Origin of the sequence: Geminicoccus harenae (assembly GCF_019800005.1) — a bacterium.
Classification (GTDB): domain Bacteria; phylum Pseudomonadota; class Alphaproteobacteria; order Geminicoccales; family Geminicoccaceae; genus Geminicoccus; species Geminicoccus harenae.
Genome location: NZ_JABGCL010000001.1, coordinates 123,108 through 145,812 on the forward strand (window position 1 = coordinate 123,108; position 22,705 = coordinate 145,812).

Annotated in this window: 18 protein-coding genes; 11 read left to right on the forward strand and 7 right to left on the reverse strand. The window is 69.6% G+C overall.

Features of this window, described 5'->3' with window-relative positions:
- Nucleotides 1-22: 22 nt before the first annotated feature.
- Entirely contained in the window at nt 23-1,528 is a 1,506-nt protein-coding gene (locus tag HLA95_RS00555; protein ID WP_222182029.1) for an ADP-ribosylglycohydrolase family protein, read from the reverse strand.
- Between the two features lie 170 nt (nt 1,529-1,698).
- On the opposite strand from HLA95_RS00555, the gene HLA95_RS00560 reads away from it, so the two are divergent.
- The 10 genes from HLA95_RS00560 to msrP all read left to right on the forward strand — a co-directional run bounded on the left by HLA95_RS00560 (nt 1,699) and on the right by msrP (nt 13,516).
- Nucleotides 1,699-3,237, forward strand: coding sequence for a YifB family Mg chelatase-like AAA ATPase (locus tag HLA95_RS00560; RefSeq protein ID WP_255591124.1), 1,539 nt, complete (start codon nt 1,699-1,701; stop codon nt 3,235-3,237).
- A 90-nt stretch (nt 3,238-3,327) separates the two neighbouring features.
- A complete protein-coding gene (locus HLA95_RS00565; protein WP_222182031.1) occupies nt 3,328-5,664 on the forward strand; it encodes an MHYT domain-containing protein in 2,337 nt (778 codons plus the stop codon).
- A gap of 101 nt (nt 5,665-5,765) precedes the next feature.
- On the forward strand, nt 5,766-6,506 hold the full coding sequence (locus HLA95_RS00570) for a pyridoxine 5'-phosphate synthase (protein ID WP_191058849.1): 741 nt from the start codon (nt 5,766-5,768) through the stop codon (nt 6,504-6,506).
- 13 nt (nt 6,507-6,519) lie between these two features.
- Nucleotides 6,520-6,936: a holo-ACP synthase gene (acpS, locus tag HLA95_RS00575; RefSeq protein WP_191058850.1), complete on the forward strand. Its 417-nt coding sequence runs from the start codon at nt 6,520-6,522 to the stop codon at nt 6,934-6,936.
- Between the two features lie 146 nt (nt 6,937-7,082).
- Nucleotides 7,083-7,823 (forward strand): signal peptidase I, encoded by a 741-nt coding sequence (gene lepB, locus HLA95_RS00580; RefSeq protein WP_191058851.1) that lies wholly within the window; start codon nt 7,083-7,085, stop codon nt 7,821-7,823.
- The gene (gene rnc, locus HLA95_RS00585; protein ID WP_223861434.1) at nt 7,820-8,542 is read left to right on the forward strand and encodes a ribonuclease III; all 723 of its coding nucleotides are present in this window, start codon (nt 7,820-7,822) and stop codon (nt 8,540-8,542) included. Before lepB ends, rnc begins: the two co-directional genes overlap by 4 nt.
- Complete coding sequence (era, locus tag HLA95_RS00590) at nt 8,539-9,456, forward strand: GTPase Era (protein ID WP_191058853.1); 918 nt, start codon at nt 8,539-8,541, stop codon at nt 9,454-9,456. Before rnc ends, era begins: the two co-directional genes overlap by 4 nt.
- Before the next feature lie 15 nt (nt 9,457-9,471).
- A complete protein-coding gene (recO, locus tag HLA95_RS00595; protein ID WP_191058854.1) occupies nt 9,472-10,221 on the forward strand; it encodes a DNA repair protein RecO in 750 nt (249 codons plus the stop codon).
- Between the two features lie 54 nt (nt 10,222-10,275).
- Nucleotides 10,276-12,501, forward strand: a complete 2,226-nt coding sequence (parC, locus tag HLA95_RS00600) for a DNA topoisomerase IV subunit A (RefSeq protein ID WP_191058855.1) — start codon at nt 10,276-10,278, stop codon at nt 12,499-12,501.
- A 58-nt stretch (nt 12,502-12,559) separates the two neighbouring features.
- A complete protein-coding gene (gene msrP / locus HLA95_RS00605; protein WP_191058856.1) occupies nt 12,560-13,516 on the forward strand; it encodes a protein-methionine-sulfoxide reductase catalytic subunit MsrP in 957 nt (318 codons plus the stop codon).
- 497 nt (nt 13,517-14,013) lie between these two features.
- On the opposite strand, the gene HLA95_RS00610 is transcribed toward msrP, so the two are convergent.
- The 6 genes from HLA95_RS00610 to carA are packed head-to-tail and all read right to left on the reverse strand — an operon-like array spanning nt 14,014 to nt 21,939.
- A complete protein-coding gene (locus HLA95_RS00610) occupies nt 14,014-14,958 on the reverse strand; it encodes a LysR family transcriptional regulator (RefSeq protein WP_191058857.1) in 945 nt (314 codons plus the stop codon).
- A 4-nt stretch (nt 14,959-14,962) separates the two neighbouring features.
- Nucleotides 14,963-15,910, reverse strand: a complete 948-nt coding sequence (gene trxB, locus HLA95_RS00615) for a thioredoxin-disulfide reductase (protein WP_191058858.1) — start codon at nt 15,908-15,910, stop codon at nt 14,963-14,965.
- Nucleotides 15,907-16,926: a mitochondrial fission ELM1 family protein gene (locus HLA95_RS00620; RefSeq protein WP_222182033.1), complete on the reverse strand. Its 1,020-nt coding sequence runs from the start codon at nt 16,924-16,926 to the stop codon at nt 15,907-15,909. Before HLA95_RS00620 ends, trxB begins: the two co-directional genes overlap by 4 nt.
- Before the next feature lie 18 nt (nt 16,927-16,944).
- Complete coding sequence (gene greA, locus HLA95_RS00625) at nt 16,945-17,418, reverse strand: transcription elongation factor GreA (protein ID WP_159710534.1); 474 nt, start codon at nt 17,416-17,418, stop codon at nt 16,945-16,947.
- A gap of 28 nt (nt 17,419-17,446) precedes the next feature.
- The gene (gene carB / locus HLA95_RS00630; protein ID WP_191059491.1) at nt 17,447-20,734 is read right to left on the reverse strand and encodes a carbamoyl-phosphate synthase large subunit; all 3,288 of its coding nucleotides are present in this window, start codon (nt 20,732-20,734) and stop codon (nt 17,447-17,449) included.
- Between the two features lie 50 nt (nt 20,735-20,784).
- Nucleotides 20,785-21,939 carry a glutamine-hydrolyzing carbamoyl-phosphate synthase small subunit gene (gene carA / locus HLA95_RS00635; RefSeq protein ID WP_191059492.1) on the reverse strand — a complete coding sequence of 385 codons (1,155 nt, stop codon included), beginning with the start codon at nt 21,937-21,939 and terminating at the stop codon, nt 20,785-20,787.
- A gap of 288 nt (nt 21,940-22,227) precedes the next feature.
- Between carA and HLA95_RS00640 the strand changes: the two genes are divergently transcribed.
- Nucleotides 22,228-22,683, forward strand: a complete 456-nt coding sequence (locus HLA95_RS00640; RefSeq protein WP_191059493.1) for a GatB/YqeY domain-containing protein — start codon at nt 22,228-22,230, stop codon at nt 22,681-22,683.
- Nucleotides 22,684-22,705: the final 22 nt, after the last annotated feature.

The window sequence follows — 22,705 nt, forward strand, 5'->3', positions numbered from 1 at the left end:
GCCGGCCCCGGCGCTCAGGACTTCAGGGAAAGGTGATGAGCCGGTCTGCCAGGTCGTGGATGCGCTCCGCCCAGGCGACCCGCTCCCGCCACGGAGCCGGGATGCCGGACGCACCATACAGGGCTCCGGCGAGCTGGCCGGTGATCGCCGCGGTGGTGTCGGCGTCCTGGCCGAGATTGGCCGCGGTCAGCACGGCCGAGCGGAAGTCGCCGGTCCGGCCGATGCACCAGAGCGATGCTTCCAGGGCATGGGCCACATAGCCGGTGGCCTGGATGTCGCCGCGACGCTTGCCGCGCCAGGAGCCGGCGGCGATCGCCGCGATGTTCCCGGCAAGCGCAGTCGCCGGCCGGTGCAGCACCCGGGACCGCAGCCGGCCGGCGATCGCGTCGGCCAGCATCTCGGCATAGACGATGCAGGCATCGACGGCCTCGGGAGCACCGTGTGTGGTGCGGCTCTGGCGGGCGGCCACGTCGCGCAGCTTCGCCCGGTCATGCCACCAGCGCAGCGCCACCGGCGCCAGCCGCATCAGCGAGCCGTTGCCGGCCTGCTGCGGGTCGGTCGAGCCGGCTAGCGGCTCGCCGGTCCGCTCCCACCTTGCCAATGCCTGGCTGGTGGTGATGCCGATGTCGTCGCACACGCCCACGCAGGAATAGGCGCCGTTCCGGTACCAGTCGGTGAAGCGGGCCATCAGGTCGCGCTCGTCCAGCCCGGGATGGGCGACCAAGCTTTCCGCCAGGGCCAGCGCCATGGCGGTGTCGTCGGTCCAGCCACCCGGCTTGCGGCGGAACGGCCCGCCCCCGACCATGTCGGTGATGGGCGGGTAGCTGTCGCGGGGCTTGAACTCCAGCGTGGTGCCGACCGCATCGCCCACGGCCAGGCCCAGCAGCGCGCCATGGGCGCGGTCGCGGATAGCATCCGGGTCCGTGGCCGGCTTCCGCTCCGAGATCTCGACCTGCCGCCGAACATGGTCCTCCTGGCCGCCGGTCTCGATGGCGCCAGGGCGCACCTTGCGGACGGTCCGGATCGCCTGGTCCGGCGGCATGCCGCACTCGACCAGCAGGCGAGCCGTGATCGTCCCTGCCCGGCCGAGCCCGCCCTTGCAATGCACCAGGACATCGAACCCGTCGCGGAGCCGGGCGCGAATGCCTTCGCCGACCTCGTTCCACCGGCGCTCGAACGCCTCGGGCGGCACGCCATAGTCGGGGATCGGCAGGTGCAGCCAGTCCATGTGCCGGCGCCGCACCTCCTCCTCCAGGGTGGGGACCTGCAGGCTGTCCAGCTCGTGCTGCTCGATCAGCGTCACCACCAGCACCGGCCCCCATTGCCGGACCGCATCGAGATCGACGCACAGGTCCCGGTCCCAGGAGCCGGTGAAGGCATGGGCCTGCTTCTTGCCGGGACAGAAGGTGATCCCGATGCGGCCGTACCCGTCCTTCGCCCGCACTTCCGCGATCTGCAGGGGGTGGGTCACGCTGGTGCGGCCCAGGGCGGAGGCGCCAGCCATCCGGTTCTGCTCGCCTAGCATCATCGCTCCTGTTCTTCCTGATCCAGAGCCCGGCCGTGGGACCATTCTCATGCGGACATCAGCTACCCGGCTGCACAACCGTAATCAGGGTTTGAAGCCGCAACAATCAATCTTTGATGGAAATGATGCCCTGGTTCGTGCCATTCCTGCCGGCCTGTCGGAGGGAGATGTCGATGGCGCCGACCGCCACCATGGCACGGGTACGGACCGTGGCGTTCGCGGGGCTGGAAGTGCGCGACGTCGACGTGGAGGTGCAATTGGCCAGCGGGCTGCCGGCCTTCACCCTGGTGGGCCTGCCCGACAAGGCGCTGGCGGAGAGCCGCGAGCGGGTGCGCGGCGCCCTCGGCACGCTCGGCATCTCGCTGCCGCCCAAGCGGATCGTGATCAACCTGGCGCCGGCCGACCTCGCCAAGGAAGGCAGCCATTTCGACCTGCCGATCGCGCTGGGCCTGCTGGTGGTGCTGGGCCTGCTGCCGCCGGCGTCGCTCGAGCAGCATCTGGTGCTGGGCGAACTGGCCCTGGATGGCGCCATCCGCCCGGTCCAGGGCGTGCTGCCGGCGGCCCTGGCGGCGAGCGAGCGGCGCCTCGCCATGATCTGCCCGGGCGATAGCGGCGGCGAGGCGGCCTGGCTCGCCAGCGAGATCGAGGTGGTGGCCGCCCCCTCGCTCGCCTCGCTCATCAACCATCTGCGCGGCCTGCACCGCCTCCCGCCGCCCGAGCCGGCACTCGCCAGTGAAGGCGGCGCCTATCCCGACCTGAAGGACGTGAAGGGCCAGGAGACCGCCAAGCGCGCCATCGAGATCGCCGCGGCCGGGCACCACCACCTGCTGATGAGCGGGCCGCCGGGCTCCGGCAAGTCGATGCTGGCGGCAAGGCTGCCGGGCCTCCTGCCGCCGCTCGATCCGGCCGAGGTGCTGGAGGTCAGCATGATCGCGTCCATCGCCGGCCGGCTGGAGGGCGGCCGGCTGACAAGGCGCCGGCCGTTCCGCAGCCCGCACCATGGCAGCTCGATGGCGGCCCTGGTGGGCGGCGGCAGCAATGCCCGGCCGGGCGAGATCAGCCTGGCCCACAAGGGCGTGCTGTTCCTGGACGAGCTGCCGGAGTTCCAGCGCAACGTGCTGGACGCGCTGCGCCAGCCGCTCGAGACCGGCCAGATCACCGTGTCACGCGCAGCGGCCCATGCCACCTACCCGGCGCGCTTCCAGCTCATCGCCGCGATGAACCCGTGCCGCTGCGGCCATCTCGGCACGCGCGAGCTGCAATGCGCCAAGGCACCCCGCTGCGCGGACGATTATCTCGGCCGGATCTCCGGGCCGCTGTTCGACCGGATCGACCTGGTGGTCGAGGTGCCGGCAGTCTCGCCGGCCGATCTGCTTCTGCCGGCGCCCGCCGAGGACAGCGCCAGGGTGGCGGCCAGGGTCGCGGCGGCGCGGGAGATCCAGTCCGAGCGGTTCGCGAAGGCCGGCCGTCCGGAACTGCGCACCAATGCCGAGGCCGAGGGCGAACTCCTGGACGAGATCGCACCTTTGGACCCGCCGGCCCGCCAGCTCCTGGAGCGGGCCGCCAAGCATCTGCACCTGACCGCGCGGAGCTGGCACCGGGTCGTGCGAGTGGCGCGCACGGTCGCCGACCTGGACGGCAGCGAGGTGGTGCGCAAGCCGCAGATCGCCGAGGCGCTGGCGTTCCGCCGCCACGCGCCCAGGCGCGGCTGACGGGCGACGGGCCCGTGCTCCTGACATGGCCGGACCTGCCTATTGATCCGGGCCGGCCCGTCTGGCAGCAGTGACGAGCCTGGGCCACTCGTGCGTCATGCCGAGGATGTCGGGGCCGGCGTGGCAGAAGAACTGGGCATGATCGTCGTCGGCAGCCATCACCATGCGCTCGTAGCACTCTCGATCCTGATCGCGGCCGCTGCCGCCTATACCGCGCTCGACCTCGCCAGCCGGATCCGGGCATCCGCCGGCTGGGCACGGCTCGCCTGGCTGGCGACCGCGGCACTGGCCATGGGCGGCGGCATCTGGGCCATGCATTTCGTGGCGATGCTGGCCTACCGCATGCCCGGGATGCAGGCCGACTACGATGTCGGGCTGACCCTGGTCTCGCTGCTCGTCCCGATCGTCGCGACCGGCATGAGCTTCGGCCTCATGGGCCTGTTCGCCCGCTCGGCGGTGCTGTTGCCGGCTGCCGGCCTGCTCATGGGGCTGGGCATCGTCGCGATGCACTATGTCGGCATGGCGGCGATGAAGATGGACGCCGGGATCCGCTACGATCCCTACTGGGTGGCGGCATCGGTGCTGATCGCGATCGGTGCCGCTTCGGCAGCACTGTGGCTCACCACCAGGACCAACCGTTTCCCCAGGCGGCTGGCCGCCGCCCTGGTGATGGGCGTGGCGATCTCCGGGATGCACTATGCCGGCATGGCCGGCGTCACCTTCGTCATGCATCACGGCGAGGCGGTCCCGCCGGCGGCAGGGGGCTTCGACCAGCCGACCCTGGCCGTGGCCGTGGCGGCGGCCGCCTTCCTGATCCTGTTCCTGGCGCTGATCGCCGCCATGTTCGATCGCCGCTTCGCCCATCTGGCCGAGCGCGAGGCCGCGGCCCTGCGCCAGAGCGAGGAGCGCTTCCGGCAGCTCTACCGGCGCACGCCGCTGCCGCTCTACTCGCTGGACCGGTCGGGCCGGGTCGAGCAGGTCAGCGATGCCTGCCTGGACCTGATCGGCTATGACCGGGCCGAGATCGTCGGGCGGCCGCTGGTCGACTTCATGACGGCCGCATCGGCGCGCCGGGCGATCCGCGAGGACTGGCCGGCCCTGCTCCGGCAGGGGGAGGTGGCCGACGTCGAGCACCGGATCGTCACCAGGTCCGGCAAGGTCCTGGACGTCCTCTCCTCCGCCCGGCTGGAACGGGACGGGGAGGGCGGGTTCCTGCGGGTGCTGGGCGGCCTCACCGACGTGACCGAGCACCGGCGCGCCGAGGAGGCCCTGCGCCAGGCGCAGAAGATCGAGGCGATCGGTCAGCTCACCGGCGGGATCGCCCACGACTTCAACAACATCCTGGCCGTGGTGATCGGCAACCTGGACCTGCTGCGCAAGCGCCTGCCGGACGATCCCAAGGCCAGGTGCCTGGTGGAGGGCGCGTTCGAGGGGGCCAGGCGCGGTGCCGCGCTCACCCAGCGTCTGCTGGCGTTCGCGCGGCGGCAGGACCTGAAGCCTGAGCCGGTCGACGTGCCGGCCCTGGTGGGCGGCATGGCCGACCTGCTGGAGCGCTCGCTGGGCCCGATGATCACGGTCGCAACCCGCTTTCCCCCGGGCCTGCCGCGCGCCCATGTGGACGCCAACCAGCTCGAGCTGGCGCTGCTCAACCTGGCGCTCAACGCGCGCGACGCCATGCCCGCCGGGGGCAGGCTGACCATCACGGCCGCCGAGCGGCAGGTGGCGGACGGGGCGGCGGACGGGCTCCTGCCCGGCAGCTATCTCTGCCTGGTCCTGTCCGACACGGGCCAGGGGATGGACGCGCCGACGCTCGATCGCGCGCTGGAGCCGTTCTTCACCACCAAGGGGCTCGGCAAGGGCACCGGGCTGGGCCTGCCCATGGTGCAGGGCCTGGCGGCGCAGTCGGGCGGCCGGCTGTTCCTGCGCAGCACGGTGGGCGAAGGGACCGTGGCGGAACTCTGGCTGCCGGCCAGCGCTGCGCCGGAGCATGCAAGGCGGCCGGCCCCGGCCCCAGCCGCGGCGACGGCGCAGGTCGGCCGGCTGACCGTGTTGACCGTGGACGACGACTCGCTCGTGCTGATGAACACGGTCGCCATGCTGGAGGATCTGGGCCACGCCGTGCTGGAGCGGCCATCCGCGGTCGAGGCGCTGGAACTCCTTCGCTCCGGCCAGCAGGTCGACCTCCTGATCACCGATCAGGCGATGCCGGGCATGACCGGCCTCGAGCTGGCCCGGATCCTCCGTGCCGAGCAGCCGGCGCTGCCGGTGCTGATCGCCAGCGGCTACGCGCCGCCCGCCGAGCCCGACGGCGACTTTCCGCGGCTCGGCAAGCCCTTCGACCAGGCAGCGCTCGCCCGTGCCATCGCGCTGGCCCTGAGGGCCGGCCACAGCGCGGGCCTGACGGCGGCGCAGGCGCGGCCGGTCTAGCGGCTGTCATGGACCGGCACCGGGCGCCAGCCGAACCCTCCCGCCTAGCCCCTGGCCGTGCCAGGGACTAAAGCATGGCTGGCAAGGTGACGGAGTGGATCATGGCGCGGCGGTTGCGGCTGGGTATCAACGTGGACCACGTGGCGACGGTCAGGAACGCCCGCGGCGGGGCGCATCCCTGCCCGGTGCGAGCCGCGGCCATGGTCAAGGAGGCCGGCGGCGACGGGATCACCGCCCATCTGCGCGAGGATCGCCGCCACATCCGCGACGCGGACATCGACCGGCTCAAGAACGAGATCGACCTGCCGCTCAACCTCGAGATGGGCGTCACCGACGAGATGCTGGCGATCGCGCTGCGCGTCCTGCCGCATGCCTGCTGCCTGGTGCCCGAGCGGCGTGAGGAGCGCACCACCGAGCACGGGCTGGCGGTGGTCGGCCAGGAAGAGCGGATCGCGCCGTTCGTGGCCAAGCTGAAGGAGGCCGGCATCCGGGTCTCGCTGTTCGTCGATGCCGACCCGCGGCAGCTCATGGCCGCCGCGAAGGTCGGCGCCGACATCGTCGAGATCCATACCGGCGCCTATTGCGACGCGGACGATGCCGGCCGGGCCAGGGAGCTGGAGCGGATCGAGGCGGCGGCCAAGCTCACCACCGAGCTCGGCCTGGAATGCCATGCCGGCCACGGGCTGGACTATGCCACAGTCAATCCGATCGCGCGCATCCCGGCGATGGTCGAGCTCAATATCGGCCATTTCCTGGTGGGCGAGGCGATCTTCCGCGGCTGGCACGGCTCGCTCGGCGAGATGCGCCGCCTGATGGACGAGGCCCGCGGCATCCGGGCCTGAGCGGGCGACGGCCGTGATCCTGGGCCTCGGCAGCGACCTGATCGACATCCGCCGGATCGAGGCGGCGCTGGAGCGGTTCGGCGAGCGGTTCATCCGGCGCTGCTTCACCGACGCCGAGCGCGCCACGGCGGAGGGTCGGCTGCGCCGGGTCGAGACCTATGCCAAGCGCTATGCCGCCAAGGAGGCGGTCGCCAAGGCGCTGGGCACCGGCCTCGCCGAGGGCGTGTCCTGGCAGGAGATCGGGGTGGAGAACGAGCCGGGCGGTCGGCCGGTGGTCCGGCTGAGCGGCCGGGCAGCGGCCCGGCTGGCCAGCCTGACCCCGCCCGGCTACCGGGCCCAGCTCGACCTGACGCTCAGCGACGAGCCGCCGATCGCCCATGCGATCGTGCTGATCTCCGCCGTACCGCTGCCTCCAGGCGCGCAAGCGTGACCCCCGCGATGGCAAAACCGCTTGCTTTATCCTAGCGTGTCGGTTCTTCCAGTGCTGCGCCCAGGTTTGCGTGGTTCGTCGGTTGCGACTGGTGGACCGTTCCCTGGCAACCTCACGACCTTCCCTGGCCACCATCCGGTCGACCGATGCCCGATCACGTCGCGCTCGAGAAGCGCAAGTCCTCCTCCACCTGGGAAACCGTCAAGACCCTGATCTACGCGATCCTGATCGCGTTGGTGGTGCGCACCTTCCTGTTCGAGCCGTTCAACATCCCGTCGGGCTCGATGAAGCCGACCCTGCTGGTGGGCGACTATCTGTTCGTCAGCAAATACGCCTACGGCTACAGCCGCTGGTCGTTCCCCTGGGGCATCGTGCCGTTCGAGGGGCGCGTCTTCGGCAGCCTGCCCGAGCGCGGCGACGTCGCGGTGTTCAAGCGGCCGGGCGAGAATGTCGACTATATCAAGCGGGTAATCGGGCTGCCGGGCGACCGGGTGCAGATGCGCGGCGGCCGCCTGTTCATCAATGGCGAGGAAGTGCCGCAGGAGCCGGCCGGCACGTTCAGCGACCTGCACGAGGGCAGCGTCGCCATGTACCGCGAGACCCTGCCGGGCGGGCGGGTCCACAACATCCTGGACCGCTATCCGGACGGCCCGATGGACGACACCCAGGAGTTCCAGGTGCCGGACGGGCATGTGTTCATGATGGGTGACAATCGAGACAATTCGCAGGATAGTCGTGATCCGAGTCTGGGCTATGTTCCGTTGGAGAACCTCGTCGGCCGGGCCGAGATCCTGTTCTTTTCCACGGATGGTTCCGCCGGATTCCTGGAGCCCTGGGCATGGCCCTTCGCGACCCGCTTCGATCGGCTGCTCACCACGATCCGTTGAACCAGGAGCATAGGCGGGGCCGGGTCGCCATCGACGAGATCGAGGCGGCACTGGCCCATGGCTTTCGCGAGCGCAGCCTGTTGGAGGAGGCGCTCACCCATGCGAGTGCGGTGCGGCGGGCCGGACCCCGGCGCAAGGCGCGCCGCTCCAACGAGCGGCTGGAGTTCCTGGGCGACCGCGTGCTGGGCCTGATGGTCGCGCACATGCTGATCGAGCGCTTCCGCGACGACCCTGAGGGCACGCTGGCGCTGCGCCAGGACGGGCTGGTCCGGCGCGAGACCATCGCCGAGATCGCCCGCAAGCTCGGCGTGGGCGAGTGGCTGGTGGTGGCCAAGAGCGAGGAGGACGGCGGCGGGCGCGACAACCCGGCGATCCTGGCCGACACGGTGGAGGCGCTGATCGGCGCCATCTACCTGGATGGCGGCTGGGCGCCGGCGGAAGCCTTCGTGCGGCGGCACTGGCAGCCTTTGGTGGCGCAGGCGGGCCTGCCCAGCCGCGACCCGAAGACCGCCCTGCAGGAATGGGCGCAGGGGCGCGGCCTGGAGCGCCCGACCTACCAGGTGGTGTCGACCGAGGGGCCGCCGCATGCGCCGACCTTCCAGGTCAGCGCCAGCCTGCCCGATACCGGGGTGGCCATCGCCTCGGGCAATTCCAAGCGTGCGGCCGAGCAGGCCGCCGCCCAGCTTCTCCTGGAACGCGTGAGCACCCATTCGCCATGACCGCCCCCACCGATACGCCTGCAACCTCCTGCGGCTTCGTCGCCCTGGCGGGTGCGCCGAACGCCGGCAAGTCGACCCTCCTGAACCATCTGGTCGGCCACAAGGTCTCGATCGTCACGCCCAAGGCGCAGACCACGCGGCGCCGGGTGATCGGCATCACCATGGTGGGCCAGGCGCAGGTCCTGTTCGTCGACACGCCCGGCATCTTCGGCGACCCCAAGCGCCCGCTGGAGCGGGCGATGGTGCGGGCCGCCTGGGACGGGGTGGACGATGCCGACCTCGTGCTGTTCGTGCTGGACGTCGCGAAGGGCCTGAACGCGCAGTCCCGGGCGGTGCTGGAAGGGCTGGCCGGCCGGCACCGGCGGGTCTGGCTGGTGATCAACAAGATCGACATGGTCCGCCCCGACCGCGCCCTGCCGCAGATCGCCGAGGCCAATGCGATCCTGCCGTTCGAGCGGACCTTCATCGTCTCGGCACTGACCGGCAATGGCTGCGAGGATCTCCTGGCCGCGGTGGCCGATGCCCTGCCCGAAGGGGCGTGGCTCTATCCCGACGACCAGCTTTCCGACCTGTCGGACCGGGCGCTGGCCGCGGAGATCACCCGCGAGAAGCTGTTCCTGCAGCTCCAGGACGAGCTGCCCTACAGCGTCACGGTCGAGACCGAGCAGTATCTGGAGAGCCCGGACGGCAAGGAGGTCCGGATCGACCAGGTGATCTACGTGCTGCGCGACAGCCAGAAGGCGATCGTGCTGGGCAAGGGCGGCTCCAGGATCAAGGCGATCGGCCAGGCGGCGCGCGAGGAACTGACCAAGCTTCTGGATGCGCGGGTCCATCTGTTCCTGTTCGTGAAGGTCCGGGAATGGACCGACGACCCTGAGCGCTATCGCGAGATGGGGCTGGAGAACCGGGGCTGAGGGCGGGCTTGGCACGTGGAATGGCATGACGAGGGCTTCGTCCTGAGCCGCCGCCGGCACGGCGAGGGCAGCCTCGTGGTCAACGCCTTCACCTTCGAGCATGGCCGCCATGCCGGCTTGGTCCAGGGCGGCGGCTCGCGCGCCCAGGCCCATCTCTGGCAGCCCGGCAACCGGCTGGACCTGGTCTGGCACGCCCGCACCGCGGAGCATCTGGGCAGCCTGAAGGGCGAGCCGATCCGCCTCCACGCCGCCGACTTGCTGGATGCGCCGCTGGAACTGGCCGGCCTCAGCGCGGCGATGGCGCTGCTGGATGCGGCCATGGCCGAGCGCGACCCGCACCCGGTGCTCTATGCCGCCACCTTGCGCCTGATCGATGCGCTCGGCGAGGACGAGGCCTGGCTCGCCGATTATGTCCGCTTCGAGCTGGTGCTGCTGGCCGAGGCCGGGTTCGGCCTGGCGCTGGACCGCTGTGCGGTGTCCGGCGCCACCGAGGGCCTGACCTATGTCTCGCCGCGCACCGGCGCCGCAGTAGCGGAAACGGCGGCGGGCGACTGGGCGCCCCGGCTCCTGAAGCTGCCCCGTTTCCTCCTGGACGGCAGCCGTCCTGACCGGGCGGAGGTGGTGGACGGGCTGCGCCTCACCGGGCATTTTTTGGACCAGCGCCTGTTCGATGCGGTGAACCGGCCGCCACCCCAGGCGCGGCTGCGCCTCCTGGACCTGCTGGGCCCACCGGCACCCGACGCACCGACCCAACCTGCCGACTGAGCCCCCACTAGCCGACCGGGCGAAGCCCGCTCCCCTGACGAGACCGCGAGATTCATGACCCGCTCCGCTGCCCAGCCCGAACAGATCGAATCGGTGCCGCTCGCCCAGGCCCTGTCCGAGCGCTACCTGGCCTACGCCCTGTCGACCATCACCTCCCGCTCGCTCCCCGACGTCCGCGACGGGCTGAAGCCGGTGCAGCGGCGCCTGCTCTACGCCATGCTCCAGCTCCGCCTGGATCCGGCCGGCGGCTACAAGAAATGCGCCCGCGTGGTCGGCGACGTGATCGGCAAGTTCCACCCGCACGGCGACCAGTCCGTCTATGACGCGCTGGTCCGGCTCGCCCAGGACTTCGCGCAGCGCTACCCGCTCGTGGAAGGGCAGGGGAATTTCGGCAACATCGACGGCGATAACCCGGCGGCGATGCGCTACACCGAGAGCCGGCTCACCAAGTACGCCATGGCGCTGTTGGACGGGATCGACCAGGACACGGTGGACTTCCGGCCGACCTATGACGGCTCGGAGGAGGAGCCGGTGATCCTGCCGGCCGCCGTGCCCAACCTCCTGGCCAACGGCGCCACCGGCATCGCGGTCGGCATGGCCACCTCGATCCTGCCGCACAATGTCGGCGAGCTGTGTGACGCGCTCCTGTTCATGCTGGGCCGGCCGGCCGAGGCACCGCTGCCGACCGCATCGGAGCTGATGCGGTTCGTGCCGGGGCCGGACCTGCCGACCGGCGGGATCATGACCGAGAGCCCGGCCGCCATCCAGCAGGCCTATGCCACCGGCCGCGGCGGCTTCCGGCTGCGCGCCAGCTACCAGGTCGAGCAGTTGCCGCTCGGGCAGTACCGGATCATCGTCGACCAGATCCCCTACCAGGTGCAGAAGAGCCGGCTGATCGAGGACATCGCCGAGCAGCTCATCGCCAAGAAGCTGCCGCTGCTGGCCGACCTGCGCGACGAGTCGACCGACCAGATCCGCATCGTCCTGGTGCCGCGCGCCCGCACGGTCGAGCCGGAGCTGCTCATGGAGCAGCTCTTCCGTGCCACCGACCTGGAGGTCCGGCTGTCCTTGAACCTGAACGTGCTGGACGCCACCGGCACGCCCCGGGTGATGGGGTTGGGCGAGGCGCTGCAGTCCTGGCTGGACCATCGCATGGTGGTGCTGGAGCGCCGCTCCGCCTTCCGCCTGCGCAAGATCGACGACCGGCTGCACCTTCTGGAAGGCTATCTCAAGGCCTTCCTCGACATCGACGAGGTGATCCGGATCATCCGCGAGGAGGACGAGCCCAAGCCCGTGCTGATGCGGACCTTCGAGCTGTCCGAGACCCAGGCCGAGGCGATCCTGAACCTGCGCCTGCGCAACCTGCGCAAGCTGGAGGAGATGGAACTGCGCCGCGAGCATGACCAGCTCGAGGCGGAGAAGGCCAAGCTGGTCAAGCTCCTGAGCGACCCGAAGCTGCGCCGCAAGGCGCTGGCCGACGAGGTCAAGGCCAGCCGCAAGCAGTTCGCCGACCCGCGCCGCACCCAGTTCGGCACCGCCCCGGTGATCGAGCCGGAGCGCTTCGAGGCGCAGGTCGAGCGCGTGCCGGTGACGATCCTCCTTTCCGAGCACAACTGGATCCGCACCGCGCGCGGCCACCAGCTCGATCTCTCCGAGCAGAAATACAAGGAGGGCGACGGGCCGCGCTTCGCCCTGGAAGCGCAGTCGAGCGACCGCCTGCTGGTGTTCGCTGCCGACGGGCGGATGTTCACCGTGCCGGTGGACCGCCTGCCCGGCGGGCGTGGCACCGGCGAGCCCTTGTCCCTGTTCGTCGACATCGCCAAGGGTGTGCCGATCGTCGATGCGGCGGTGCATCGCCCCGACGGGCGCCTCGTAGTCGCGACCGCACGCGGGCGCGGCTTCGTGGTCGAGGAGAGCGCAATCGTCGCGGCGACCAAGGCCGGCAAGCAGGTGGTCGACCTGGATGCCGGCGACCAGCTGGTCAAGGTCGTGCCGGTCACCGGCGACCACTTGGCGGTGCTCGGCAGCCATCGCCGCCTCCTGGTGTTCCCGCTGGACCAGCTCAAGGTGCTGGGCCGCGGCAAGGGCGTGCAGCTCATGAAGCTGCACTCCGCCCTGGTCGCGGACATCGCCACGATCGATCCGGCCAAGGGCTTCACCTGGCAGACCGGCAGCCGCCAGCGGCGCGAGGACTGCACCGGCTGGATGGGCGAGCGCGCCCAGTCCGGCCGCAACACGCCGGTGGGCTTTCCCAAGGATCTTTCGTTCACACACGCGTGATCGCGTGACGGAAAACGGCTGGCCGGCGTAACCTCAGAGGTAGAGGAGGAGGATCGCCATGCTGACCCGTTCGCGCAGGATCTGGGACGTGATCGACCACCGGGTGACCGACGAGCACCTGGTGCTGAACCGGCGGCGGCTGCTGGCCGGCCTAGGCCTGGGCAGTGCGCTGGCCGTGCTGCCCGGCCGGTCGCGCGCGGCCGAGGAGCTGATAGCACCCGAGCTCTACCCGGGCAGCCGCAACCCCGCCTATGTGCTCGACCGGCCGCTCACCGACGAGAGCATCGCCACGACCTACAACAATTTCTACGAGTTCGGCGGCAGCAAGTACATCGTCGATGCGGCGCAGGCCCTGACCATCCGGCCGTGGCAGGTCACGATCGACGGCATGGTCGAGGCACCCCAGGAGCTCGACCTGGAGGCGATCGTACGGCGGCTGCCGATCGAGGAACGGCTTTACCGCCATCGCTGCGTCGAGGCGTGGTCGATGGACGTGCCCTGGAGCGGCTTCCCGTTGAAAGCCCTGCTCGACCTGGCCCGCCCGCTGGGCAGCGCCCAGTATGTCCGCTTCGAGACCTTCCTGAACCCGGAGGAGGCGCCCGAGCAGGCGCAGGCCTGGTATCCCTGGCCCTATGTGGAAGGCCTGACCGTGGCCGAGGCGGCCAACGAGCTCGCCTTCATCGCGACCGGCATGTACGGCAAGCCGCTCAAGAAGCAGAACGGTGCGCCGATCCGGTTGGTGACCCCCTGGAAGTACGGGTTCAAGTCGATCAAGTCGATCCGGCGGATCACGCTGACCGACGAGCGGCCGGTCAGCTATTGGGAGGAACTAGGCCCGTCCGAGTACGGCTTCTGGGCCAACGTCAACCCTGAGGTGCCCCATCCGCGCTGGAGCCAAGCCTATGAGCGGCCGCTTGGCGACTTCAGCTCGGTGCCGACCCGCCTGTTCAACGGTTATGCCGAGCAGGTCGCCGGGCTGTATGCGGGGCTGGGAGGGGAAGAACTATATAAATAGCTATTTCGCGCAGAAGGAGAATTTCCTGGAAAAGGATCGCCCAGGCAAATCGACATGGCGTTGCTGCACTGCACCAGGAATTCACGGTGATCACGGCGAATATTTCGCTGCATTGCAGCAATAAAATTTCGCACCGCAGAGACTGCACAAGAAGTTGCCGGAACCGCCACGTACTGCTTGACGACCGCGTTCAGGCCATCGATAAAGTCGGACGTTATCCCGAATAAAAAAGTGGCCGGGTCTTGCGACCCGGCCGAGTAGATCAGGGAGGCTAAATGCCTGGGAACGAACCGAAGTTCGGTCGGACCCGGCATGGCCGGATCCATCCAGCAGAGAGCTAAGCTCGACCTACTGGGCAGCAGCGCATCCCAGGCGGTGCGTTGTTGCATTGCGGAAGATAATAGCGATCGGGTCGCTTGCCTAGGCCGCTTCGCGATGGGTGATCTGCATGCGACGCATGCCGACCGCCATCTGTGATCAAAATATCAGCACCCGCCTCACCAGACCGGTTGCTCGGCGACCTTCTCCAGAAGGAAATCGCGGAACACCGTCACCCGCTTGGAGGCGCGCAGCTCCTCCGGATAAACGAAGTAGCAGGTGAACACCGGGCCCTCGAGGTCGGGCAGCACCCGGACCAGGTTCTTGCTGGGCGCGCCCAGATAATCCGGCAGGGAGGCGAGGCCGAGACCCGCCTCGGCGGCGCGCAGCATGCCGTAGACATGGTTGACGGACAGGGTCGGCCGCCGCATCGGCCCCTGGACCTCGTCGTCCCGGCCGGCCTGCAGGATCCAGTTGAGCGACGGCACCGGCGCTTCCTCGCCGTAGACGATCAGTCGGTGCCGGTCGAGGTCGTCCGCCTTCTCGGGCAGGCCGTGCCGCGCGAGATAGCCCGGTGCCGCATAGATATGGGTGTGCGAGGTCATCAGCTTGCGCTGGACTAGGTCGCCCTGGGTGGGCCTGGTCAGGCGCAGTGCCACGTCGGCCTGGCGCATGCCGAGGTCCAGGTCCTCGTCGGTCACCATCAGCGAGATGGTGATGTCCGGATAGGCGTCCAGGAAGGCCGGCAGATGGTGGGTGAGCCAGACCGTGCCGATGCCCACCGTGGTGGTGAGGCGCAGATGGCCGGCCGGCTCGTCGCGCCGCTCCTGCAGGGCGGACACCGTCATCGCCATCTTGCGCGCGATCTCGCGCGCGGTTTCCAGCAGGATGTCGCCCTGCTCGGTCAGGACCAGGCCGCGGGCGTGGCGGTGGAACACCGCCGCACCCAGTTCCTCTTCCAGCGCGCTGATCTGCCGGCTGATCGCCGACTGGGACAGGCCCAGCCGGTCCGCCGCCCGGGTGAAGCTCCCGGCCTCGGCCACCGAGTGGAAGATCCGGATCCGGTCCCAGTCGGGCCCTTCGCTGCGGAAGAAGTCCTTGTCCTGGCTGCTCTTGGGCGGCATGGCGTCAGTGCATTCCCCGGGCGGTCAGCCAGCGCTCCGCATCCAGCGCCGCCATGCAGCCCGAGCCGGCTGCGGTCACGGCCTGGCGGTAGATCTTGTCCTGGACGTCGCCTGCGGCGAACACGCCATCCACCGAGGTGAAGGTACGGCCGCGCTCGGTGAGCAGATAGCCTTCCTCGTCCATGGCGAGCTTGCCGCGGAACAGGCCGGTGGCTGGGTCATGGCCGATCGCCACGAACAGCCCGTCGGCGGGGATGTGCCGCTGGGAGCCGTCCTTCGTGGAAGCGAGGACGACGCCGGTCACCCCCTTGGGGTCGTGCGTGCCGACCAGGTCGGTCACGATCGAATCCCAGATCACCTCGACGTTCGGCCGGGCGAACAGCCGGTCCTGCAGGATCTTCTCGGCGCGCAACTGGTTGCGCCGGTGCACCAGCGTGACATGGGCGGCAAGGCCAGCCAGGTAGAGGGCCTCCTCGACCGCCGTGTTGCCGCCGCCCACCACCACGACGCGCTTGCCGCGGAAGAAGAAGCCGTCGCAGGTGGCGCAGGCCGAGACGCCATGACCCATGAAGCGCTGCTCCGCATCGATGCCGAGCCAGCGCGCCTGGGCACCGGTCGTGACGATCAGCGCGTCACAGGTGAAGATGCTGCCGCCGTCCAGCGTGAGCCGGAACGGTCGGACCGACAGGTCGACGTCGGTGACCAGGTCGAACACCAGCTCGGTGCCACAGTTCTCGGCCTGCGCCGACATCTGCTCCATCAGCCAGGGGCCCTGAATGGCCTCGGCGAAGCCCGGATAGTTCTCGACATCGGTGGTGATCGAGAGCTGGCCGCCCGGCTGCATGCCCTGAATGAGCACGGGCTTGAGGTTTGCACGGGCCGCATAGATGGCCGCGGTGTACCCGGCAGGGCCGCCGCCCATCACCAGCACCTGTGCATGACGCTCGTTCATTTCGCCTCCGACATCGCGGCATTAACACGGCTCACCATCGGGAACCACAGTTCCGCACGCTCCATGACGACGCGGGCCACCTCGGCGGCAGCGTCCAGCGGGGGAGGCGGCTCGTGGTCGAACGGGTCGCCGAGCGCCACGATCCGCCCTTCCTTGAACAGCCTGGCCACCAGCATCTTGAGCTTGTGGCCGACCAGCCGGTCGCCGCCATAGACATGGACCGGCACGCCGGTGGCGCAGGCCTCGCTCATCATCGAGACCGAATCGACGCTGACCACGACCGCATCGGCCAGCGCCAGCATGCCCAGATAAGGATTGTCCTCGGGATCGTCGGGCTTCCACATCAGGTGCGGCAGCTTCAGCGTCGCGGCCAGTTCGGCCGTGGCGGCGCTGCCGGTCCGCCGGCTGGTGGTCACCATCAGCGAGCCGCCCATGCTCTGTGCCAGTGCTGCGGCCCGCTGGCCGAGATCCCTGGCCCAGTCACGCCGGTAGCGCACATGACGGGCCGGGCCGCCGGCCAGCACCGCGATCCGGGGCGTCGGCAGGTGCGCGAACCGGGGCGCGAAACGCGCCCGCGCCTCGGCCAGCCGCGCTTCATTCACCCGGTGCGGCGCGCCCGTCACCCGGATGACCTCGGCCTCCTCGTTGGTGAGCTTGCGGTCGTGATAGGGCAGCACCAGGAGGTCGATGTCGGTCGCCACCGCCGGGCGCATGACATGGACGATCCGGGTGCGCCCGCCCGCCTGCCGCTTGATCCAGCGTGCCACCGGCAGGCAGCGCCGCCCGCAGGTGATCAGGAGGTCGGGCCACGGCGGCACCAGGCGCGCGCGCGCCGCCCGGTTGAGCCCGAGCGCGCTCGCACCCAGCACCCGCACGTCCAGGCGCGACAGCCAGCCGAAGCCCATGGGCTTTTCCACCATGGGCCAGGGCAGGGCGTCACCGATGCCGAGAACCTGCGTGGCGTGACCGGGCCGGTCGTCCAGCAGCCCCCAGACGACCGGCGAGACAGCCGCCACCAGGTTTGCTCCTTCTAGTTAGCCGAACCGTACTTCGAGGATCTCGAAATAGCGGGTGCCACGGGGCGTGGAGACTTCCACGGTCTCGCCGCTCTCCTTGCCGAGCAGCGCCTGGGCCAGCGGCGAGGCGATCGAGAGCAGCCCCTGCTGGATCTCCGCCTCGTCGGGGCCGACGATCTGGTAGCTGGTTTCCTCGTCGGTTTCCTCGTCGACCAGCTTCACCGTGGCGCCGAACATCACCTTGCTGCCCGACTGGGTGGCGATGTCGATCACCTCCGCGCGGGACAGCTTGTCCTCCAGCTCCATGACCCGGCCTTCGATGAAGCCCTGCCGCTCGCGCGCCGCGTGGTATTCGGCGTTCTCGGAGAGGTCACCGTGCTCGCGCGCCTCGGCGATCGCGCGAATGACCGCCGGCCGCTCGACGGTCTTCAGGCGCTTGAGCTCTGCCTCCAGCCTCGTGTGACCCATGGGAGTCATCGGGATCTTGTTCAGCATTCAGTCAACTCTCGGGAAGCAGGATTCACGCTCCGCGCGCGCCTTGGGACACCACATCGTCGGCTCGGGATAGCTCAAAATAGGCTTGCAGGGGGGCCACCGCAAGATCGCCCGAGGTGAGCGCTCCCAGCGCCTGCACCACCGCTCGAGCCCCCGCGATGGTGGTGGTGTAGGGCACGCGATTCATCAGCGCCTCGCGGCGCAAGGAGTAGCTGTCCTTGACCGCTTGGCGCCCGTCGGTGGTGTTGATCATCAGCACCACGCCCTTGTCCTTGATCCGGTCGACGATGTGCGGCCGGCCTTCATGGACCTTGTTGATCTCCTGGACCGCCACGTCCGCCTGGCGCAGCACCTGCGCCGTCCCGCGGGTGGCGAGCAGGCCGTAGCCCAGCTCCACCAGGCGCCGGCCGATCTCGACCGCGGCCGGCTTGTCCTGGTCGCGGACCGACAGGAATACCGCACCGCTGCGCGGCAGCTCCTGGCCGGCCGCGATCTGCCCCTTCAGGAAGGCCCGGCCGAAATCATGGTCCAGGCCCATCACCTCGCCGGTGGACTTCATCTCCGGCCCGAGGATCAGGTCGACGCCCGGGAAGCGCGCGAACGGGAACACCGCCTCCTTGACCGCGACATGGTCCTGCCGGCGGATGTCCAGGTCGAAGCTCCCCAGCGGCTCGCCCGCCATGATCCGCGCCGCCATCTTGGCGAGCTGCTTGCCGATCGCCTTGGCGACGAACGGCACGGTGCGCGAGGCGCGCGGGTTGACCTCCAGGATGTAGACGACCCGGCCCTTGACCGCGAACTGCACGTTCATCAGGCCGCGCACGTTCAGGGCCTTGGCCAGGGCCTTGGCCTGCCGCTCGATCTCGGCCACCACCTCGTCGGGCAGCGAGTAGGGCGGCAGCGAGCAGGCGCTGTCGCCCGAATGGACGCCCGCCTCCTCGATATGCTCCATCACCCCCGCGACCACGCTGGCGTCGCCGTCCGCGATCACGTCGACATCGACCTCGATTGCGTCGGAAAGATAGCGGTCGACCAGGACCGCACCCTGCTCGGACACCGCCGCCGCTTCCTTGGCGAAGGCCCGGGCCTCGATCTCGTCATGGACGATCCGCATCGCCCGTCCACCCAGCACGTAGGAGGGGCGCAGCATCACCGGGTAGCCCAGCGCGTTGGCCTTCTGCACGGCCTCCTCGGCACTGGCGGCCGTCGCGTTCTCCGGCTGCTTCAGGCCTAGCTGCTGCAAGAGGCCCTGGAAGCGCTCGCGGTCCTCGGCGAGGTCGATCGAATCGACCGGCGTGCCCAGGATCGGGATGCCGGCCTTCTCCAGATGGTGGCTGAGCTTGAGCGGGGTCTGGCCGCCCAGCTGGACGATGCAGCCGAGCAGCTTGCCGTTGCTCGCTTCCTTGGCGCAGATCTCCAGCACGTCCTCGGCGGTGAGCGGCTCAAAATAAAGCCGGTCGGACGTGTCCGGGTCGGTCGAGACCGTTTCCGGGTTGCAGTTGACCATCACCGTCTCGAAGCCGGCGTCCTTCAGCCCGAACGCGGCATGCACGCAGCAATAGTCGAACTCGATGCCCTGGCCGATCCGGTTGGGGCCGCCGCCCAGGATGATGACCTTGGTCCGGTCCGACGGGCGGCTCTCGTCCTCGGCCTCGTCCTCGCCGAACGCCGGCGCCTCGTAGGTCGAGTACATGTAGGGGGTCTGCGATTCGAACTCGGCAGCGCAGGTGTCGATCCGCTTGAACACCGGATGGACCTTCAGCGCATGCCGGCGTGCGCGCACCGCCGCCTCGTCCAGGCCGGTGAGCTTGCCCAGCCGCTTGTCCGAGAAGCCCATGCTCTTGAGCGCATGCAGGCTCTCGCGGTCCTGCGGCAACCCTTCGGCCCGGATCCGCGCCTCGGCCTGGACGATCTCCTCGACCTGACGCAGGAACCAGGGGTCGAACCGGGTGATCCGCTGGATCTCCTCGACGCTCATCCCCTCGCGCATGGCCTGGGCGGTCACGCGGAACCTGTCCGGGGTCGGCTGGCCCAGCATCTCGACCAGCACTTCCCGAGGCTCGGCACCCTCGGTGAGCTCGATCTCGTCGAAGCCGGACAGCCCGGTCTCCAGGCCACGCAGGGCCTTCTGCACGCTTTCCTGGAAGGTCCGGCCGATCGCCATCACCTCGCCCACCGACTTCATCGCGGTGGAGAGCAGCGGCTCGGTCTCCGGGAACTTCTCGAAGGTGAAGCGCGGGATCTTGGTCACGACATAGTCGATCGACGGCTCGAAGCTGGCCGGCGTGACCTTGGTGATGTCGTTCTGGATCTCGTCCAGCGTGTAGCCCACGGCCAGCAGGGCCGCGACCTTGGCGATGGGGAAGCCGGTCGCCTTCGACGCCAGCGCCGAGGAGCGTGACACGCGCGGGTTCATCTCGATCACGACCATGCGGCCGCTGGCAGGGTCGATCGCGAACTGGACGTTGGAGCCGCCCGTGTCGACGCCCACCTCGCGCAGCACCGCGATCGAGGCGGAGCGCATCCGCTGATATTCCTTGTCGGTCAGCGTGAGGGCAGGGGCCACCGTGATGCTGTCGCCGGTATGCACGCCCATCGGATCGACGTTCTCGATGGAGCAGATGATGATGCAGTTGTCCGCGTGATCGCGGACCACCTCCATCTCATACTCCTTCCAGCCTAGCACCGATTCCTCGACCAGGACCTCGGTGATCGGCGAGGCGTCCAGGCCGGACGCCACGATCCGCTCGAACTCTTCCTTGTTGTAGGCGATGCCGCCGCCGGTGCCACCCAGCGTGAAGGAGGGGCGGATGATCGCCGGCAGGCCGGTCAGGTCCAGCGCCTCGCGCGCCTGCTCCATCGTGCGCACGACCACCGATTTCGGCATGTCGAGGCCGATCTTGATCATCGCCTCGCGGAACAGCGCCCGGTCCTCGGCCTTGTCGATCGCCGGCAGCTTGGCGCCGATCAGCTCCACGCCGTACTTGTCGAGCACCCCGCTTTCCGCCAGCGCCTTGGCGGTGTTCAGCGCGGTCTGCCCGCCCATGGTGGGCAGCAGGGCGTCGGGCCGCTCCTTGGCGATGATCTTCTCGACGAAGGCCGGCGTGATCGGCTCGACATAGGTCGCGTCCGCCGTTTCCGGGTCGGTCATGATCGTCGCCGGGTTCGAATTGACCAGGACGATCCGGTAGCCCTCGCGGCGCAGCGCCTTGCAGGCCTGGGTGCCGGAATAGTCGAACTCGGAAGCTTGGCCGATCACGATCGGGCCGGCGCCGATCACCAGGATCGACTTGATGTCGGTACGTTTGGGCATGGGTCAGGCTCGGCGGCTCGGCATTCTGGGCAAGGCGGGGTGGCGGCAGGTCAGGCGGCGCGGCGCGCGCGGATCGCCTCGACGAATCGCTGGAACAGATAGTGGCTGTCGGCCGGACCGGGCGATGCCTCGGGATGATACTGCACCGAGAAGACCGGCTTGCCCTCCAGGGCGATGCCCTGGATGGTGCCATCGAACAGGGAGCGGTGGGTGATCGTCACGCCCTCGGGCAGACCCGCTTCGTCGATGGCGAAGCCGTGGTTCTGCGAGGTGATCTCGACCCGCCCGGTGGTGTGGTCCTTGACCGGATGGTTGGCGCCGTGATGGCCGTGCGGCATCTTCATCGTGCGGGCACCCAGCGCCAGGCCCAGCAACTGGTGGCCCAGGCAGATGCCGAACACCGGCAGGTCGGATGCCACCACCTCCTGGATCACCGGCACCGCATGCTCGCCGGTGGCGGCCGGGTCGCCCGGCCCGTTGCCCAGCAGCACCCCGTCCGGCTCCAGCGCCAGGATCTCCTGGGCGGTGGTGGTCGCCGGGACCACGGTGATCCGGCAGCCCTCCTCGGCCAGCGAGCGCAGGATGTTGCTCTTGATGCCGTAGTCGACCGCCACGATGTGCGGGCCGTCGCCCTTGCCCGGCCGGTAGCCCTGGAGATCCCACCCGCCCTGGTCCCAGCCATAGCGCTGGGTGGCCGAAACCTCGGTGGCGAGGTCCTGGCCGACCATGGGCGGGGCGGCGGCAGCCGCCGCCTTCAGCGCCTCGATGTCGATCTGGCCATCAGGTGCCACCTGCAGCGCCGCGTTCTGGCTGCCCGCCTCGCGCAGGCGCCGGGTCAGCCGCCTGGTGTCGACGCCCGAGATGGCGCCGAGCCCGTGGTCGGCCAGCCAGGTCTCCAGCGACTGCTCGGCCCGCCAGTTCGACGGCGGCGTCGGCAGGGCGCGGAACACCGCACCGACGGCGTGCGGCGTCATCGCCTCGCTGTCCTGGGCATTCACGCCGACATTGCCGACATGCGGAAAGGTGAAGGTGACGATCTGCCCGGCATAGGACGGATCGGTCAGAATCTCCTGGTAGCCGGTGATCGCGGTGTTGAACACGATCTCGGCGGTGCGGATGCCGGCAGCGCCGTGACCTCGTCCGAGAAACACGGTGCCGTCGGCGAGCGCCAGGGCGGCGGTAGGCTTGGAGCCCGAGTTGGTCATGGCGCGCCTTCCGGAATGAGGCACATGCCCGCCTGAACGGCGGACGTGCGGAACGGCGGCCGTGACATGCGTCACGACCCCGCCGCTTCTGCCACCGGCTCACCCGCCGGTCAAGGCGGCTGGCTCCCCGATCGACACCGGATGCGCCGGTACCGGAGGTGGCGGGCCGTCGCCGGAAACGCCGCCCCTTGAAACCCGTTCATCGGAGGGATAACTGCCGCCCGCCGATGCCTGTCCGCTGCGAACCGTTCGCGGCGTGCGGGCGTTTGGCCATTGGAGTGTGGTTCAGTGCTGCGTGAGAAGGTAGAGGCCGCCTTGCGGGAGGCGGTCGCCGGGAATGACGAGCCGGCCGTGCGCACGCTCCGCCTGGTCCGGTGCGCGCTGAACGAGCGGCGCAGCTGCGACAAGGAATCGGGCCGGTCGGAGCAGGTCCCGGACCAGGAGGTCGAGCGCATGCTCGCCGCCATGATCCAGCAGCGGCGCGAGCAGATCCCGCGCTACGAGGAGCAGGGCCAGCTCGAGCTGGCGCGGCAGGAGGAGGAGGAGATCGAGGTCATCTCCCGCTTCCTGCCACCGGTCATGGACGAGGAGGCCACGCTCGCGGCGGTCGATGCCGCGCTGGCACGCACCGGCGCCCAGAAGGTGAAGGACCTGGGCCGGGTCCTGACGGAGCTCAAGGCTCAGTTCGCTGGACGGATGGACTTCGGCCGGGCGAAGCTGCTCTTGCAGCAGCGGCTGCACTGAGCGGGCACATCTTCCGGAGGAC

Coding starts and splice junctions, on each gene's coding strand:
- HLA95_RS00555 (WP_222182029.1), bottom strand. CDS start 1,528: ATGATGCTAGGCGAGCAGAACCGGATGGCTGGCGCCTCCGCCCTGGGC.
- HLA95_RS00560 (WP_255591124.1), top strand. CDS start 1,699: ATGGCGCCGACCGCCACCATGGCACGGGTACGGACCGTGGCGTTCGCG.
- HLA95_RS00570 (WP_191058849.1), top strand. CDS start 5,766: ATGGCGCGGCGGTTGCGGCTGGGTATCAACGTGGACCACGTGGCGACG.
- lepB (WP_191058851.1), top strand. CDS start 7,083: ATGCCCGATCACGTCGCGCTCGAGAAGCGCAAGTCCTCCTCCACCTGG.
- era (WP_191058853.1), top strand. CDS start 8,539: ATGACCGCCCCCACCGATACGCCTGCAACCTCCTGCGGCTTCGTCGCC.
- parC (WP_191058855.1), top strand. CDS start 10,276: ATGACCCGCTCCGCTGCCCAGCCCGAACAGATCGAATCGGTGCCGCTC.
- msrP (WP_191058856.1), top strand. CDS start 12,560: ATGCTGACCCGTTCGCGCAGGATCTGGGACGTGATCGACCACCGGGTG.
- HLA95_RS00610 (WP_191058857.1), bottom strand. CDS start 14,958: ATGCCGCCCAAGAGCAGCCAGGACAAGGACTTCTTCCGCAGCGAAGGG.
- trxB (WP_191058858.1), bottom strand. CDS start 15,910: ATGAACGAGCGTCATGCACAGGTGCTGGTGATGGGCGGCGGCCCTGCC.
- carB (WP_191059491.1), bottom strand. CDS start 20,734: ATGCCCAAACGTACCGACATCAAGTCGATCCTGGTGATCGGCGCCGGC.
- carA (WP_191059492.1), bottom strand. CDS start 21,939: ATGACCAACTCGGGCTCCAAGCCTACCGCCGCCCTGGCGCTCGCCGAC.